Genomic DNA, 16143 nt, shown 5'->3' with positions numbered 1-16143 from the left:
AGTTCGTCATGAAAGCGTTGCGCCGTTACCTGAAGAGTTTTCTGTTCTTTGAGCTGCTGCTGGGTCTGCGCCTGACCGGGCGTTACCTGCTGAGCCGGAAGTTCACTGTGCAGTACCCGGACGAGAAGACCCCGATGTCGCCGCGCTTCCGGGGCCTGCACGCCCTGCGCCGCTATCCGAACGGCGAGGAGCGCTGCATCGCCTGCAAGCTGTGCGAGGCCGTCTGCCCGGCGTTGGCGATCACCATCGAGTCCGAGGAACGCGCGGATGGTACGCGTCGTACCACGCGCTACGACATCGACCTGTTCAAGTGCATCTTCTGCGGCTTCTGCGAGGAGGCCTGCCCGGTGGATTCCATCGTCGAGACGCACATCTTCGAGTACCACTTCGAAAACCGGGGCGAGCAGATCATGACCAAGGACAAGCTCCTGGCCATTGGTGACCGCTTCGAGAAAGAGATCGCCGAGGCCCGCGCGGTCGACGCCCCGTACCGGTAACGCAGGGAACGCCCCATGACCTTCGAGCTGCTTCTTTTCTACCTCTTCGGCGCGATCCTGCTGGGCGGCGCACTGGCGATGATCAGCGTGCGCAACCCGGTACACGCGGCCCTGTTCCTCGTGCTGTGCTTTTTCGCTGCGGCCGCGATCTGGCTCCTGGCGGAGGCCGAGTTCCTCGGCATCGTGCTGGTGCTGGTCTATGTCGGCGCGGTCATGGTGTTGTTCCTGTTCGTGGTGATGATGCTTGATATCAACCTGGCCAAGCTGCGTGAGGGCTTCACCGAATATCTGCCGGTGGGCATCGTGGTCGCGGTTGCGATGTCGGTTGTGCTGGTAGCCGTGATCACCCGCTACATCACAATGGATGTGCCGGAGCGTGCCGGGCCGGAATACGCCAACACCGAGGCGCTGGGCGCGATCCTCTACACCGAATACGTCTATCCGTTCGAGATCGCGGCCGTGATCCTGCTGGTCGCGATCATCGCGGCGATCTCGCTGACCATGCGCAAGCGCCCGGACAACAAGTCGATCGATCCGGGCCAGCAGATGGCGGTCTCGCGCGAGGGTCGGGTGCGCATGGTCTCCATGCCCTCCGAGAAGAAGAAGTCGCCGCGTCGTGGTGCCCAGGGCGGCGACGCGGAAGGGGAGCAGGACGACCCGTCGAAATAGCAATCCGGAAATAGACAATCCGAGTAACTAGGCATTCCGGCCAGAGGTCGGGACCCGGACACCGGGGGCGGATGCCGCCCCCGAAAGAACTCAGGGCTAGAACATGATTACGCTAGAGCACTACCTGGTGCTGGCCGCGCTGTTGTTTTCGATCAGTGTGGCCGGGATCTTCCTGAACCGGAAAAACGTGATCGTGCTGTTGATGTGCATCGAGCTGATGCTGCTCGCGGTGAACATCAACTTCATTGCCTTTTCGTTCTTCCTGCAGGACCTCGCGGGCCAGGTGTTCGTGTTCTTCATCCTGACCGTCGCCGCGGCCGAGGCGGCCATCGGCCTCGCCATCCTGGTGTTGCTGTTCCGTAATCGCGGAACCATCAACGTCCAGGATCTGGACGCAATGAAGGGATAACGGGCCATGGATACCATCTATCTACTGATCGTCCTGGCGCCGCTGTTCGGCGCGATCATCGCCGGCCTGTTTGGCCGTCAGATCGGCCGCGCCGGGGCGCACAGCGTCACCATCCTCGGGGTGGCGATCTCGTTCATCCTGTCCGTGGTGGTCTTCTGGGCCCATGTGTTCGGCGATGCCGGGGTCTACAACGAGACGGTCTATACCTGGATGGTCTCCGACGGCATCCAGTTCGAGGTCGGGTTCCTGGTCGACAACCTGACCGCGCTGATGATGCTGGTCGTCACCTTCGTCTCGCTGATGGTGCACATCTACACCATCGGCTACATGCAGGACGATCCGGGCTACCAGCGCTTCTTTGCCTACATCTCGCTGTTCACCTTCTCGATGCTGATGCTGGTGATGGCGAACAACTTCATGCAGCTGTTCTTCGGCTGGGAGGCCGTGGGGCTGGTTTCCTACCTGCTGATCGGCTTCTGGTACAAGCGCCCGACCGCCATCTACGCCAACATGAAGGCGTTCATCGTGAACCGCGTGGGGGACTTCGGCTTCCTGATCGGGATCGCCGCGCTGGTCTTCTACACCGGCAGCCTGAACTACGCCGATGTGTTCGCCGAAGGCCAGTCGATGAGCGAGGCGACCATCACCATCTGGCCGGGCTGGACCTTCGGCCTGCTGGATCTGGCGCTGATCTTCCTGTTCATCGGCGCGATGGGTAAATCCGCCCAGGTGCCGTTGCACGTCTGGCTGCCGGACTCCATGGAAGGCCCGACCCCGATCTCCGCGCTGATCCACGCGGCGACCATGGTGACCGCGGGCATCTTCATGGTGGCGCGTATGTCGCCGCTGTACGAGTTCTCCGTGCCGGCGCTGTCGATGATCCTGATCATCGGGGCGATCACCGCGTTCTTCATGGGCCTGATCGGGCTCGTCCAGAACGACATCAAGCGAGTGGTGGCCTATTCGACGCTGTCGCAACTGGGCTACATGACCGTGGCGCTGGGCGCCTCCGCCTATGCCGCCGGTCTGTTCCACCTGATGACGCATGCCTTCTTCAAGGCGCTGCTGTTCCTGGCCGCGGGCTCGGTGATCATCGCGATGCACCACCTGCAGGACATGCGCGCGATGGGCGGGCTGCGCCGGCACATGCCGATTACCTATGCGACCGCGCTGATCGGCTCGCTGGCGCTGATCGGCTTCCCGTTCTTCTCCGGGTTCTTCTCCAAGGACGCGATCATCGAGGCGGTCGGCTACTCCGAGATTCCGGGGGCGACCTTTGCCTACTGGCTGGTCCTGGCCGGGGTGTTCGTGACCGCGCTGTACACCTTCCGCATGTTCTTCCTCGTCTTCCATGGCGAGGAGCGCTATGACCAGGCGCACAAGTATATGCCCGACCATGGTGATGACCACGACGACGAGCACGGCGACGATCATCACCACGGCCCGTTGCAACCGAAGGAATCGCCGTGGGTGGTGACGGTGCCACTAATCTTGCTGGCGATCCCGTCGGTGGTGGCCGGCTACTTCATCGGCCCGATGCTGTTTGGCGACTTCTTCGCTGATAGCCTGTTCGTGCTGCCGGAGCAGGATGTGCTGGCCACCAAAGGCGAGACCTACACCGGCGTGATCGGCTTCGTGTTGCATGGCCTGATGCTGCCCGCATTCTGGCTGGCGATGGCCGGCCTGGGCACGGCCTGGTACCTGTACATGAAGCGGCCCGAGCTGCCGGGCGTGATCGCCGAACGGCTGAAGCTGGGCGTACGCATCCTCGAGGACAAGTACGGCTTCGACCGCTTCAATGACTGGTTCTTCGCGGGCGGGACCGTCCGTCTGGGCCGCGCGCTGTGGCGCTATGGTGATGCGCTGATCATCGACGGGCTGCTGGTGAACGGCACCGCACGCTCGGTCGGCTGGATCTCGGCGCGCATCCGCCATATGCAGTCCGGTTTCCTCTACCACTACGCGTTCGTGATGATCATCGGCCTGCTGGTCCTGATGTTCGCCTTCGTGATCTGAGCGGCTTCGACACCCATGCGCTCGAAGCCCATCGCTGTTTCAAGGAACGACCATGTTTGCTGACTGGCCTATCTTGAGTCTGTTGATCTGGCTGCCGATTCTCGGCGGCTTCCTGGTGCTTGCCGCCGGGCGCGATGCGCCCCATGTGGCGCGGCGGCTCGGGCTCGCGGTGGCCGTGGCGACGTTTGTGGCCAGTCTGCCGTTGTGGTTTGCGTTCGAGCGTGGCACCGCCGAGATGCAGTTCCAGGAACTGGCCTCGTGGATCCCGGCGTTCAACGTGAATTACCACTTGGGCGTGGACGGCATCTCCATGCCGCTGATCCTGCTGACCACGCTGATCACCGTAATCGTGATCATTGCGGCCTGGGAGTCGGTGAAAGATCGGATCGCCTACTACATGTCGGCGATGCTGGTGATGGAAGGCCTGATGATCGGCATGTTCGCGGCGATGGACGCGGTGCTGTTCTACGTGTTTTTCGAGGCGATGCTGATCCCGATGTTCCTGGTGATCGGGATCTGGGGCGGGCCGCGGCGCGTCTACGCGACCATCAAGTTCTTCCTCTATACCTTCCTGGGCTCGGTGTTCATGCTGGTCGCGCTGATCTGGATGTACATCCAGTCCGGCAGCTTCCTGATCCAGGACTTCCATGCCCTGCAGATCGGCATGACCGCGCAGATACTGATTTTCCTCGCGTTCTTCATGGCGTTCGCGGTGAAGATCCCGATGTTCCCGGTGCATACCTGGCTGCCGGATGCGCACGTGGAGGCACCGACCGGCGGCTCGGTGATCCTGGCGGCGATCATGCTGAAGATTGGGGGCTACGGCTTCCTGCGCTTCTCGCTGCCGATCACGCCGGATGCCTCGGCGGTGCTGGATACGCTGATGATCGTGCTGTCGCTGATTGCGATCGTCTACATCGGCCTGGTGGCGCTGATCCAGAGCGACATGAAGAAGCTGATCGCCTATTCGTCGATCGCCCACATGGGCTTTGTGACGCTGGGCTTCTTCCTCGCCTTCTACATCTATTCGAACACCGGTGACTGGGAAGGCGCCTCGCTGGGTATCGCCGGCGGCATGGTGCAGATGATCTCGCACGGCTTTATCTCCGCGGCGATGTTCCTCGCAGTCGGCGTGCTGTACGACCGCCTGCACAGCCGGCAGATCTCGGACTACGGCGGTGTGGTGAACACCATGCCCTGGTTCGCCGCGTTCTTCGTGCTGTTCGCGATGGCCAACACCGGCCTGCCGGGCACCTCCGGCTTCGTCGGCGAGTTCATGGTCATCCTGGCCGCGTTCAAGGCGGATTTCTGGATTGCCTTCCTCGCCGCGACCACGCTGATCCTGGCGGCGGGCTACACCCTGTGGCTGGTCAAGCGCGTGATCTTCGGCGCGGTGGCCAACGACAACGTGGCCGGTCTGTCCGACATGAACCGCCGCGAGTTCTTCCTGATGGGCGTGCTGGCCTTCTTCACCCTGCTGCTGGGTGTGTGGCCGGCGCCGCTGCTGGATGTGATGAACGCGACCATCGACCACCTCGTGGCGCATATCGCGCAGTCGAAGCTCTGAACGGACGCCTGACATGACTTTCGAGATCCCCAACTTCCTCCCCGCCGTGCCCGAGATGTTCGTGCTCGGGATGGCGTGCCTGATCCTGGTGATCGACGCGTTCCTGCCGGATTCGCGGCGCGACATCACCTACGGCCTGGTGCAGGCGACCCTGGTCGCGGCCGCCGGCCTTACCCTTTGGATGATGGGTCCGGAGACGGTGCTGACCTTCTCGGACAGCTTCATTAAGGATCCGATGGCGGACATCCTGAAGGTCGCGGTCTATGTGACCAGCTTCCTGGTGTTCTTGTATGCGCGTCCGTACCTGATGGAGCGCGGAATCCACAAGGGCGAGTTCTACATCCTGGGCCTGTTCGCCGTGCTCGGGATGATGATCATGATCTCCGGGCACAACCTGCTGACGCTGTACCTGGGTCTGGAGCTGCTGTCGCTGTCGTCCTATGCGCTGGTCGCGTTCTGGCGCGACAACACCCGCGCGACCGAAGCGGCGATGAAATACTTCGTCCTGGGCGCGCTGGCTTCTGGTCTGCTGCTCTACGGCATGTCGATGATCTACGGCATGACCGGCTCGCTGGATATCGCGGTTATTGCCGCCGAGCTGGTGGCGGCCGATGAGACGCTTAACATCCCGCTGGTCTTCGGCCTGGTGTTCCTGGTGGTCGCGATCGCGTTCAAGCTGGGGGCCGTGCCGTTCCACATGTGGGTGCCGGACGTCTACGACGGCGCCCCGACGGCGGTCACGCTGTTCATCGCCACCGCGCCGAAGATCGCCGCCTTTGCTTTCCTGATGCGCCTGCTGGTGGAGGGTATGGGCCCGATGCATGCCGACTGGCAGGGCATGTTCGTGATCCTGGCCGTGCTGTCGCTGGCGGTGGGCAACGTGATCGCGATCGCACAGACCAGCATCAAGCGCATGCTGGCCTACTCGACCATCGCGCATGTCGGCTTCGTGTTCATGGGTATCCTGGCCGGGACCGACAGCGGCTACGCCTCGGCGATGTTCTATGTGATCGTCTACGCGATTACCGCGGCCGGTGGCTTCGGCATGATCGTGTTCCTGTCGCGCAAGGGCTTTGAAGCCGACCAGATTGATGATTTCAAGGGCCTGGCCAAGCGTAACCCATGGTTTGCGTTCATCATGCTGCTGCTGATGTTCTCGATGGCCGGGGTGCCTCCGACGGTCGGCTTCTACGCCAAGCTCGCGGTGATCCAGGCCGCGGTGGGCGCCGATCTGGTCTGGCTGGCGGTGGTCGCCGTGATCTTCTCGATCATCGGGGCGTTCTACTACCTGCGCGTGGTCAAGATGATGTTCTTCGACGACCCGCAGGAAGACGCGAAGGAGCCGATTCAGCCCTCCGGCGCGTTTGCCACCGCGCTCAGTATTAACGGGCTCGCAGTGCTGCTTCTTGGAATTTTTCCGGGCCTGCTGTTGTCTGTCACCCACTACGCAATCATGGGCTAAGTCGTGACACAGTGGATTCCGTTTGAAGTTCTGGTCTGGGGTTTTGTCGTTGTCGCCTTTATTTCGGCGAACCTGCCCTGGCTCACCGAGCGCATCGGCCTGATGGTCCTGCCGGCCAGCGGCGTGAAGGGCCCCTGGATCCGCATCTTTGAATGGGTCGGGCTCTACTTCCTGGCGGGGCTGATCGGCAAGGGCCTGGAATATCAGGCGACCGGTGGGATCCATACGCAGGGTTGGGAGTTCTACGTGATCACCCTGTCCATGTTCGCGGTGTTCGCGCTGCCGGGATACATCTGGCGCTACGATCTCAAGCAGCATCTGAGGAGCCGGGCGCACCGCTCGCGGTAAGCGATCTCGAAAGGCGCGAGGGGGGCTTCCGACCCGGAAAAAACTCGCGCTTCTCCTTGCGGGCCCCAACCCGCTTTGCTATAGTTTCGCGTCTCGGATGCGGGGTGGAGCAGTCTGGCAGCTCGTCGGGCTCATAACCCGAAGGTCGCAGGTTCAAATCCTGCCCCCGCTACCAATTTTCAGAGAGGCCCCATATGGGGCCTTTTTGTTAGGCAGGTCCGATATGGTCTTGCCGGGCTGCGCTCCCGCGCGCCATGCAGTCGGTACGACTGGCTGCAGTCATCGCTGAGGTGTTCGAGGGGCGTTTATCGCCCTTTTTTTGTTTCCGGGCCTTGGAAAGGGCCGTTGCGCGAATCGTGCCGAGTGGAGTCAGGTGGCGGAAAAGTCCGAACAACTGAGCGCACTGCTGGCCCCGGTGGTCGAGGGGCAGGGGTTCGTGTTCTGGGGGCTGGAGTACCACCCCGGTTCCAAGCCCGTGATGCTGCGCATCTACATCGACAGTCCCGAAGGGGTGACGGTGGATGATTGCGCGCTGGTGAGCGAACAGGCCGGTGCGGTGCTCGAGGTCGAACAGGCCCTGCGTGGCAACTACACCCTGGAGGTCTCCAGTCCGGGCATCGAACGGCCGCTGTTCACGCCCGATCAGTACCGGGGGTATATCGGTCATCCGGTGAAGGTGCGGTTGAGCTGGCCCGAGCACGGTCGGCGGAACTATCGCGGCACGCTGATCGGGGTGGACGAGGAGATGATCGAAGTCGAGGTCGACGGCATGGCCTACGAGCTGCCGTTGAACGCTATCCACAATGCGCGGGTCCTGGAACAGCTGTAGACCGGCGTACGGTTTTGTTGAATCGGCGGGTGACCGCCGAGGTGCGGAGAGACAAGAGATGAACAAGGAGATCCTGCTGGTCGCGGATGCCGTGGCGAACGAGAAAGGTGTCGAGAAGGACATCATCTTCGATGCCCTGGAATCGGCACTGGCCATGGCGACCCGCAAGTACCACGGCGGCAAGATGGACGTGCGCGTGAGCATCGACCGCGAGGAAGGTGACTACGAGGCCTTCCGCCGCTGGACCGTGGTGGATGACGAGGACCCCGAGTTCGAATCCCCGGAATACCAGATCCTGCTGTCCTATGCGCAGCAGAAGAACGCCGATGCGCAGGTCGGTGATGTGATCGAAGAGCCGGTGGAGGCCGTTGATTTCGGCCGCATCGCCGCGCAGACCGCGAAGCAGGTGATCGTGCAGAAGGTGCGCGAGGCCGAGCGCGCCAAGGTGGTCGAGGAGTATCAGGATCGAGTGGGTACGCTGGTGATGGGTATCGTCAAGCGTACCGACCGCAACGGCACCTATGTCGATCTCGGCAGCAACGCCGAGGCCCTGATCCCGCGCGAGCACATGATCCCGCGCGAAACCGTGCGCACCAACGACCGCCTGCGTGGTTATCTCAAGGAGATTCGCCCCGACGCGCGCGGGCCGCAGTTGATCCTGAGCCGTACCGTGCCGGAGTTCCTGATCGAGCTGTTCAAGCTCGAGGTGCCGGAGGTCGGGCAGGAGATCATCGATATCATGGGTGCGGCGCGTGACCCGGGCCAGCGCGCGAAGATCGCGGTGCGCTCCAACGACCCGCGTCTGGATCCGGTCGGTGCCTGCGTCGGCATGCGCGGTTCGCGCGTGCAGTCGGTGTCCAACGAGCTGGCCGGCGAGCGTATCGACATTATCGTCTGGGACGAGAATCCGGCGCAGTTCGTGATCAACGCCATGTCCCCGGCCGAAGTCCTGTCGATCGTGGTCGACGAGGACAAGCAGTCGATGGACATCGCGGTCGAGGAGGACAAGCTCTCCCTGGCCATTGGCCGTGGGGGGCAGAATATCCGTCTGGCCTCCCAGCTGACTGGCTGGGAACTGAATGTGATGACCGAGGAGCAGGCGGCCGAGAAGAGCGAGGCCGAGGCGCAGCAACTGGTGACCTTCTTCATGGAGGCGCTGGATGTGGACGAGGAAGTGGCCGGCATCCTGGTGCAGGAAGGTTTCAGCACGCTGGACGAGGTGGCCTATGTCGACGAGGCCGAACTGCTGGCGATCGAGGAGTTCGACGAGGACATCGTGGCCGAGTTGCGCAACCGCGCCAGCGACGCCCTGCTGACCCGTGCGATCGCGGGCGGCGAGAACTACCAGCCCGCCGAGGACCTGCTGAACATGGACGGCATGACCCAGGGCGTGGCCAACAAGCTGGCCTCGCACGGCGTCTGCACCATGGAAGACCTCGCGGAGCAGGCAGCCGACGACGTGGTCGAAATGACTGGATTGAGCACGGAAGAGGCGTCCGAGCTGATTATGACGGCGCGCGCCCCGTGGTTCGAAACCGGCGAATAACGCCCGGACGAATGGATCGCGAAGCCCGTGTGACAGGCCGTCGGCTGGCCTGAAAAGAATATGGAATGGAGGTAAGGCGCCATGGCGCAAATGACAGTGCAGCAATTCGCGGAATCGGTTGGCAAGCCGGTGGACCGCCTCATGGAACAGCTCAAGGAGGCGGGCGTCGCGGTGGATGGCCCGGAAGCGGCGATTACCGATGCCGAGAAGCGCAAGCTGCTCGATCACCTCCGGCAGTCGCATGGCGAGAGTGAGGGCGGCCGTGTGACGCTCAAGCGCCGCTCTCAGGCCCAGACGCTGAAGGTGAGTTCCGGGCCGGGTCGCTCCAAGACCGTGAACGTCGAGGTGCGCAAGAAGCGCACGATCAAGCGCAAACCGGCTGAGGAGCCCGTCGAGGCCTCGGTCGAGGCCGACGTCGCGCCGACCGCCGAGCCGACCCCGACCCCGAAAGAGGTTCCGGCCGAGCCCGTGGCCGAGGAGCCCAAGCCGCAGGAGGCCGAGGAGAGCACTACGCCCGAAGTCGAGGCCGCCGAGGAAGAGCCGGTTGAGGCTGCGGCTAGCGAAGAGATCGAGAAGTCGGAATCCGAGGCAGAGCCCGAGCCCGAGCCCGAGCCCGAGGCAGCCCCGGACAAACCGAAACGCGCGCTGAGTCGCACCGAGCAGCTGGCCATGCAGGTCGAGGCCGAGCGCGACGCCCAGCGCAAGGCGCTTGAGGCGCGCAAGCAGGAGGAGGCCGAGCGCGGCGAGCGCCAGAAGCGCCGCCAGCAGGAACTGGAGGCGCAGGAGGCCAAGCGCGAGAAAGAAGAGCAGGCGCGTCTGGAGCGCGAGGCGGCCCAGCGCCAGGCTGCGGCCGAGGCCGAATCGGCCAAGAGCGGCGGCAAGGCACGCAAGGGTGCTCGCAAGGACGACCGCAAGGAACTGCATGTGGCGGGGGACCGTCGGGGTCGCCGCAAGAAGGGCGAGGGCCGCAAGGCGCAGTCGGCCGCAGCGCAAGCCGTCGCCAGCAAGCATGGCTTTGCCAAGCCGACCGCACCGGTGGTGCGCGAAGTCGAAGTGCCGGAGACGATTACCGTCGCCGATCTCGCGCAGGCGATGGCGATCAAGGCGCCGCAGTTGATCAAGTCCCTGATGGGCATGGGGGTCATGGCGACCATCAATCAGTCCATCGACCAGGACACGGCAATGCTGGTGGTCGAGGAGATGGGACACAAGCCGATCGCCGCGAAGGAAACCTCCGTCGAGGACGAGATCGACACGGGTCTGGAACAGACCGCCGAGGCCAAGCCGCGCCCGCCGGTCGTGACCGTGATGGGCCATGTCGACCACGGCAAGACCTCGCTGCTGGACTACATCCGCAAGGAAAAGGTCGCATCCGGCGAGGCCGGTGGGATCACCCAGCACATCGGCGCCTATCACGTCGACAATGGCCACGATGGGGTGACGTTCCTGGATACTCCGGGGCATGCCGCGTTTACCGCGATGCGCGCCCGTGGGGCGCAGTCCACCGATATCGTGATCCTGGTGGTCGCGGCGGACGACGGCGTGATGCCGCAGACGCTCGAGGCCATCCAGCACTCAAAGGCCGCCGGTGTGCCGATGGTGGTTGCGGTCAACAAGATCGACAAGGCGGAGGCCGAACCCGAGCGCGTGATGAACGATCTCGCCCAGCACGAGGTCATCCCCGAGGCCTGGGGTGGCGATACGCAGTTCATCAATGTGTCGGCGCATACGGGCGAGGGGATCGACCAGCTGCTGGAGGCCCTGGGCCTGCAGGCCGAGGTGATGGAACTGAAGGCCCCGGACGAGGGCCCCGCACGTGGCGTGGTGATCGAATCGCGCCTGGACAAGGGCCGCGGTCCGGTGGCGACCATCCTGGTTCAGTCCGGTCGCCTCAAGCATGGCGACATCCTGCTCTCGGGCAAGGAATACGGTCGCGTGCGTGCGATGTTCAACGATACTGGCAAGCCGGTTAAGGAAATCGGTCCGTCCATGCCGGTCGAGGTGCTGGGCCTGTCCGGCGTGCCGGAGGCCGGCGACGAGGTCCTGGTCGTCGCGGACGACAAGACCGCCCGCGAGGTCGCCGAGCACCGCGACGCCAAGCAGCGCGAGCGCAAGCTGGCCGCGCAGCAGGCCGCCAAGCTGGAGAACATCTTCAACCAGATGCAGGAAGGCGAGATCGCTACCGTGAACATCCTGATCAAGGCGGATGTTCAGGGCTCGGCCGAGGCGCTGCGCGAGTCGCTGGTCAAGCTGTCGACCGACGAGGTCCGCGTGAAGGTGGTGTCTGCTGGGGTCGGCGGGATCTCCGAGTCCGACCTGAACCTCGCCATGGCCTCCGAGGCGATCGTGATCGCGTTCAACGTGCGTGCCGATGCCGGCGCCAAGCGCCTGGCCGCCGAGAACGAGCTCGACGTGCGCTATTACTCGGTAATCTACGAGGCGATCGACGATGTCAAGCAGGCGCTGTCGGGCCTGCTGTCCGCTGAGATCCGCGAAGAGGTCATCGGTCTGGCGGAAGTCCGCGACGTGTTCAAGGCCTCCGGCTTTGGTCAGGTCGCCGGCTGTCTCGTGGTCGAGGGTGCGGTCAAGCGGGGCAACCCGATCCGCGTGCTGCGCGACAACGTGGTGATCTACGAGGGCGAGCTGGAGAGCCTGCGCCGCTTCAAGGACGACGTGAACGAGGTCAAGGCCGGTACCGAGTGCGGGATCGCGGTGAAGAACTACAACGACGTGAAGGCCGGTGACCAGATTGAGGTCTTCCAGCGCGTCGAGGTGGCCCGGACGCTCTGATGCCCGGTAATCGCGAGTTTCATCGTTCGGACCGGGTCGGGGACCAGATCCTGCGCGAGCTGGCGGACCTGATTCGTCTGGAGGTCAAGGATCCGCGCGTGGGGATGATCACGCTGGCGGATGTCGAGGTTTCGCGGGATCTCGCCCATGCCAAGGTGTTCTTTACCCAGCTGGGGGGCGAGGAGAAAGGACGCGAGGCACAGCAGGGGCTGAATCACGCGGCGGGATTTCTGCGCCGGGCACTCGGTCAGCGCATGCGACTGCGCAGCGTTCCCCAGCTCCGGTTTGTCTACGACGACACGCCGGAGCGCGGTGCTCGCATGTCCTCCCTGATCGACCAGGCCCTGGCCGAGGATCGTGCCCACCACGCAGATGCCGAGGGAACCGGCAGTGGCGAGCAGGACGGGGCCGAGGATTCGCAGGACCCGGGCCGCGGGGCCTGACCGCCGGCTTCCGATGGCGCGCGTACGTCGCGAGGTCGACGGTATCCTGCTGCTGGACAAGCCCCGGGGACCGAGTTCCACGCAGGTCCTGGGGCGCGTGAAGTATCTGCTGCAGGCCAAAAAGGCCGGTCACACCGGGGCGCTGGATCCGCGTGCGACCGGCCTTTTGCCGTTGTGCTTCGGTCAGGCCACCAAGGTTTCGGGCTGGCTGCTGGATGCCGACAAGCACTACATCGCCGAGGCACAGTTGGGGATCGAGACCGACAGTGCGGATCTCGATGGCGCGATCATTCGCGAGGCGTCGGTGCCGGCCATCGAGTCGGAGCAACTGCGGGCGCTGGAGCGGCAGTTCAGTGGGGCGCAGGGGCAGGTGCCGCCCATGGTCTCGGCCCTAAAGCATGACGGCAAACGGCTGTATGAGCTGGCGCGTCAGGGTGTGGAAGTCGAACGCCCCCCGCGGCCGGTGCAGATCCACGCCCTGTCCATCGAGCACACCGCTCCCGATCGGCTACGTATCGATGTGCGCTGCAGCAAGGGCACCTATGTGCGTTCGTTGGTGGCGGATATTGGGCATGAGCTGGGTTGCGGGGCCGCGGTCGACAGTCTGCGCCGGGTCGGGCATGGCCCGTTCGAGGCCGCCGCCATGGTCACGATGGATCAGGTAGAGGCCGCCTTCGACGCGGGGGGCGCGGCCGCGATCGAGGTCATGCTGCAGCCCCCGGAGGCCGCATTGAGAGACTGGCCTTCCGTGTCCCTGAACGAGCAGGCCAGTACGGCCCTGCGTCACGGCCACCCGGCGTTTTCCGAGGCGGTCGAGGCGCAAGCCGCGGGAGCGGGAGATACGCCGCTAGACCCCGAAACCGGCTGGCCGCTGCTGCGGGTGCATGACGGTGAAGGCCGTTTTCTGGCGGTGGGCGTGCGTACGCCCGACGGTCAGGTACGGCCTCGCCGCCTGTTTGTTTCGGCCCCCTGAAGGGGCCGGGATTCTTCCTATCCAAGGCCCGCGTGTCGTGCTAACATTGCGCGCCTATCGCCAGCGCCACTGGTCGATTAACGGTCAAGAAATTTCAGGAGTCAGGTTTTCATGTCGCTCACTACCGAAGAAAAATCGGCCATCGTCGAGAAACACAAACGCGATGCCAACGACACCGGTTCGCCGGAAGTCCAGGTCGCGCTGCTGACGGCCCGCATCCAGCATCTGATGGGGCATTTCGAAAAGCACAAGCAGGATCACCACTCGCGTCGCGGGCTGCTGAAGATGGTCAGCCAGCGCCGCAAGCTGCTGACCTATCTCAAGCGCAATGACCAGGACCGCTATCAGGCCCTGGTTCAGGAGCTTGGCCTGCGCCGCTAAGGCAGGCACAACGGGCCCGCGCCACTGGTGCGGGCCCGTTCATTTTCAGGGGTGGCCGCGCAGGGGCGCGAGCCGGCCCGTCGCAAGCAAGTTCGATGCACGCACTACGGGAAACGGGATATAACGTGGCACACAAGAAGTCGTTCCAGTACGGAAACCATACGGTCACCTTCGAGACCGGTGACATCGCCCGCCAGGCCAGTGGCGCCGTCCTCGTCAACATGGCCGAGACCGTGGTCCTGGTGACTGCCGTCGCGCGCAAGGAGGCCGATCCCGGCCGCGACTTCTTCCCGCTGACCGTGAATTACCAGGAACGGACCTACGCCGCTGGCAAGATTCCGGGTGGCTTCTTCAAGCGCGAAGGGCGTCCGAACGAGAAGGAAACGCTGACCTCGCGTCTGATCGACCGTCCGATCCGTCCGCTGTTCCCCGAGGGTTTCAAGAACGAGACCCAGATCGTGGCCACGGTCATGTCGATCAACCCCGACATCGATCCCGACATCCCCGCCCTGCTGGGCGCCTCGGCGGCGCTGGCGCTGTCCGGTGTCCCGTTCGCCGGCCCGATCGGTGCCGCGCGTGTCGGCTACCGTGCCGGCGAATACCTGCTGAACCCGACCTACAGCGCCCTGGAAGAGTCGGACCTCGACCTGGTCGTGGCAGGCACCGAGCAGGCCGTGCTCATGGTGGAATCGGAAGCCAGTGAGCTCTCCGAGGAAGTGATGCTGGGCGCGGTGATGTTTGGTCACGAACAGATGCAGGCCGCGATCCAGGCGATCAAGGAACTGGCCGCGGAGGCTGGCAAGCCAGCCTGGGACTGGCAGGCACCGCCGTCCGAGGCGTCGCTGGAAGACCGCGTCAAGGAGGCCGTGGGCAACGACCTCGTCGCGGCTTACCAGATCGCGGAGAAGCAGGCCCGCACCCAGCGCATCAGCGAACTGCGCAACCAGGCCGTCGAGGCGATCGCGAGCGAAGACGACTCAGGTCCCAGCGCGGAAGACGTGAAGACGGCGTTCCATGATCTCGAGTACCGTCTGGTGCGCGACCGCATCCTGGATGCCAACCCGCGCATCGACGGGCGCGACAACAAGACCGTGCGTCCGATCAGCGTCCAGACCGGGGTCCTGCCGCGCGCTCACGGCTCGGCAGTATTTACTCGTGGCGAGACCCAAGCGCTGGTGGTGGCCACGCTGGGTACGGACCGCGATGCCCAGGTGATCGACGCGATCGAGGGCGAGCGCCGCGACCGCTTCATGCTGCACTACAATTTCCCGCCCTACTGCACCGGCGAGACCGGGTTCGTCGGTTCCCCCAAGCGCCGCGAGATCGGTCATGGCCGTCTGGCCAAGCGGGGCGTGGCCGCGGTGATGCCGACGGCCGAAGACTTTCCCTATGTGGTTCGCGTGGTGTCCGAGATCACCGAATCCAATGGCTCCAGCTCCATGGCCTCCGTTTGTGGAACCTCGCTGGCCCTGATGGATGCGGGCGTGCCGCTGAAGGCCCCGGTCGCGGGCATCGCGATGGGGCTGATCAAGGAAGGCGAGCGCTTTGCCGTGCTGTCGGACATCCTCGGTGACGAGGACCATCTCGGCGACATGGACTTCAAGGTGGCTGGCACCACCAACGGGGTGACTGCGCTGCAGATGGACATCAAGATCGACGGGATTACCCGCGAGATCATGGAGCAGGCGCTGGCACAGGCGCGCGAAGGCCGGATGCATATCCTGGGCTGCATGAACGAGGTGCTGCCGAGCCACCGCGAGGAGATGTCCTCGCACGCGCCGCGCTTTATCACCATGAAGATCAACCCGGACAAGATCCGCGACGTGATCGGCAAGGGCGGGGCCACGATCCGCGCCCTGACCGAGGAAACCGGCGCGACGATCGACATCCAGGACGATGGTACCGTCAAGGTCGCCTCCACCGACCAGGCTGCGGGCCTTGAGGCCAAGCGCCGTATCGAGGAGCTGACTGCCGACATCGAGGTCGGCCGCCAGTACACTGGCAAGGTCGCGAAGATCATGGACTTCGGGGCGTTCGTCTCCATCCTGCCGGGCCGCGACGGCCTGGTGCACATCTCGCAGATCTCCGACGAGCGGGTGGAGAACGTGGCCGATTTTCTGGCCGAGGGTGACTCGGTCACCGTCAAGGTGCTGGAAGTGGACAAGCAGGGACGCATCCGCCTGAGCATGAAGGCGGTCGAGCCCGAGGCCTGA

General features: G+C 64.1%; 14 protein-coding genes and 1 tRNA gene. All 15 read left to right on the top strand.

The genetic code is table 11. The annotated features are described in order from the left end of the window. Positions 1 to 8: 8 nt before the first annotated feature. The 15 genes from nuoI to pnp all read left to right on the top strand — a co-directional run bounded on the left by nuoI (position 9) and on the right by pnp (position 16143). Positions 9 to 497: an NADH-quinone oxidoreductase subunit NuoI gene (gene nuoI / locus C935_RS0110315; protein ID WP_018862419.1), complete on the top strand. Its 489-nt coding sequence runs from the start codon at positions 9 to 11 to the stop codon at positions 495 to 497. Between the two features lie 15 nt (positions 498 to 512). Continuing rightward, positions 513 to 1166, top strand: a complete 654-nt coding sequence (locus C935_RS0110310; RefSeq protein WP_018862418.1) for an NADH-quinone oxidoreductase subunit J — start codon at positions 513 to 515, stop codon at positions 1164 to 1166. A gap of 103 nt (positions 1167 to 1269) precedes the next feature. Then, on the top strand, positions 1270 to 1575 hold the full coding sequence (gene nuoK, locus C935_RS0110305) for an NADH-quinone oxidoreductase subunit NuoK (protein ID WP_012982131.1): 306 nt from the start codon (positions 1270 to 1272) through the stop codon (positions 1573 to 1575). Positions 1576 to 1581: 6 nt separating this feature from the next. Then, on the top strand, positions 1582 to 3591 hold the full coding sequence (gene nuoL, locus C935_RS0110300) for an NADH-quinone oxidoreductase subunit L (RefSeq protein ID WP_018862417.1): 2010 nt from the start codon (positions 1582 to 1584) through the stop codon (positions 3589 to 3591). Between the two features lie 52 nt (positions 3592 to 3643). Beyond that, entirely contained in the window at positions 3644 to 5158 is a 1515-nt protein-coding gene (locus C935_RS0110295) for an NADH-quinone oxidoreductase subunit M (RefSeq protein ID WP_018862416.1), read from the top strand. A 13-nt stretch (positions 5159 to 5171) separates the two neighbouring features. Then, entirely contained in the window at positions 5172 to 6620 is a 1449-nt protein-coding gene (nuoN, locus tag C935_RS0110290; protein ID WP_018862415.1) for an NADH-quinone oxidoreductase subunit NuoN, read from the top strand. A gap of 3 nt (positions 6621 to 6623) precedes the next feature. Further along, positions 6624 to 6968, top strand: a complete 345-nt coding sequence (locus C935_RS0110285; protein ID WP_018862414.1) for a DUF2818 family protein — start codon at positions 6624 to 6626, stop codon at positions 6966 to 6968. Between the two features lie 98 nt (positions 6969 to 7066). Then, positions 7067 to 7143 (top strand) — tRNA-Met (locus C935_RS0110280). A 198-nt stretch (positions 7144 to 7341) separates the two neighbouring features. After that, complete coding sequence (gene rimP, locus C935_RS0110275) at positions 7342 to 7797, top strand: ribosome maturation factor RimP (protein ID WP_018862413.1); 456 nt, start codon at positions 7342 to 7344, stop codon at positions 7795 to 7797. A 58-nt stretch (positions 7798 to 7855) separates the two neighbouring features. Beyond that, positions 7856 to 9343 carry a transcription termination factor NusA gene (nusA, locus tag C935_RS0110270; protein WP_018862412.1) on the top strand — a complete coding sequence of 496 codons (1488 nt, stop codon included), beginning with the start codon at positions 7856 to 7858 and terminating at the stop codon, positions 9341 to 9343. 81 nt (positions 9344 to 9424) lie between these two features. Then, the gene (gene infB / locus C935_RS0110265) at positions 9425 to 12133 is read left to right on the top strand and encodes a translation initiation factor IF-2 (protein ID WP_018862411.1); all 2709 of its coding nucleotides are present in this window, start codon (positions 9425 to 9427) and stop codon (positions 12131 to 12133) included. Beyond that, positions 12133 to 12576 (top strand): 30S ribosome-binding factor RbfA, encoded by a 444-nt coding sequence (gene rbfA, locus C935_RS0110260; RefSeq protein WP_018862410.1) that lies wholly within the window; start codon positions 12133 to 12135, stop codon positions 12574 to 12576. Before infB ends, rbfA begins: the two co-directional genes overlap by 1 nt. Positions 12577 to 12589: 13 nt before the next feature. Beyond that, positions 12590 to 13549, top strand: coding sequence for a tRNA pseudouridine(55) synthase TruB (gene truB / locus C935_RS0110255; RefSeq protein ID WP_018862409.1), 960 nt, complete (start codon positions 12590 to 12592; stop codon positions 13547 to 13549). Positions 13550 to 13660: 111 nt separating this feature from the next. Next, on the top strand, positions 13661 to 13930 hold the full coding sequence (rpsO, locus tag C935_RS0110250; RefSeq protein WP_012982141.1) for a 30S ribosomal protein S15: 270 nt from the start codon (positions 13661 to 13663) through the stop codon (positions 13928 to 13930). A gap of 125 nt (positions 13931 to 14055) precedes the next feature. Beyond that, complete coding sequence (gene pnp, locus C935_RS0110245) at positions 14056 to 16143, top strand: polyribonucleotide nucleotidyltransferase (protein ID WP_018862408.1); 2088 nt, start codon at positions 14056 to 14058, stop codon at positions 16141 to 16143.

Source organism: Thioalkalivibrio sp. ALJ3 (genome assembly GCF_000377205.1).
Lineage (GTDB): Bacteria > Pseudomonadota > Gammaproteobacteria > Ectothiorhodospirales > Ectothiorhodospiraceae > Thioalkalivibrio.
This window is presented reverse-complemented; position numbering and strand designations above follow the sequence as displayed.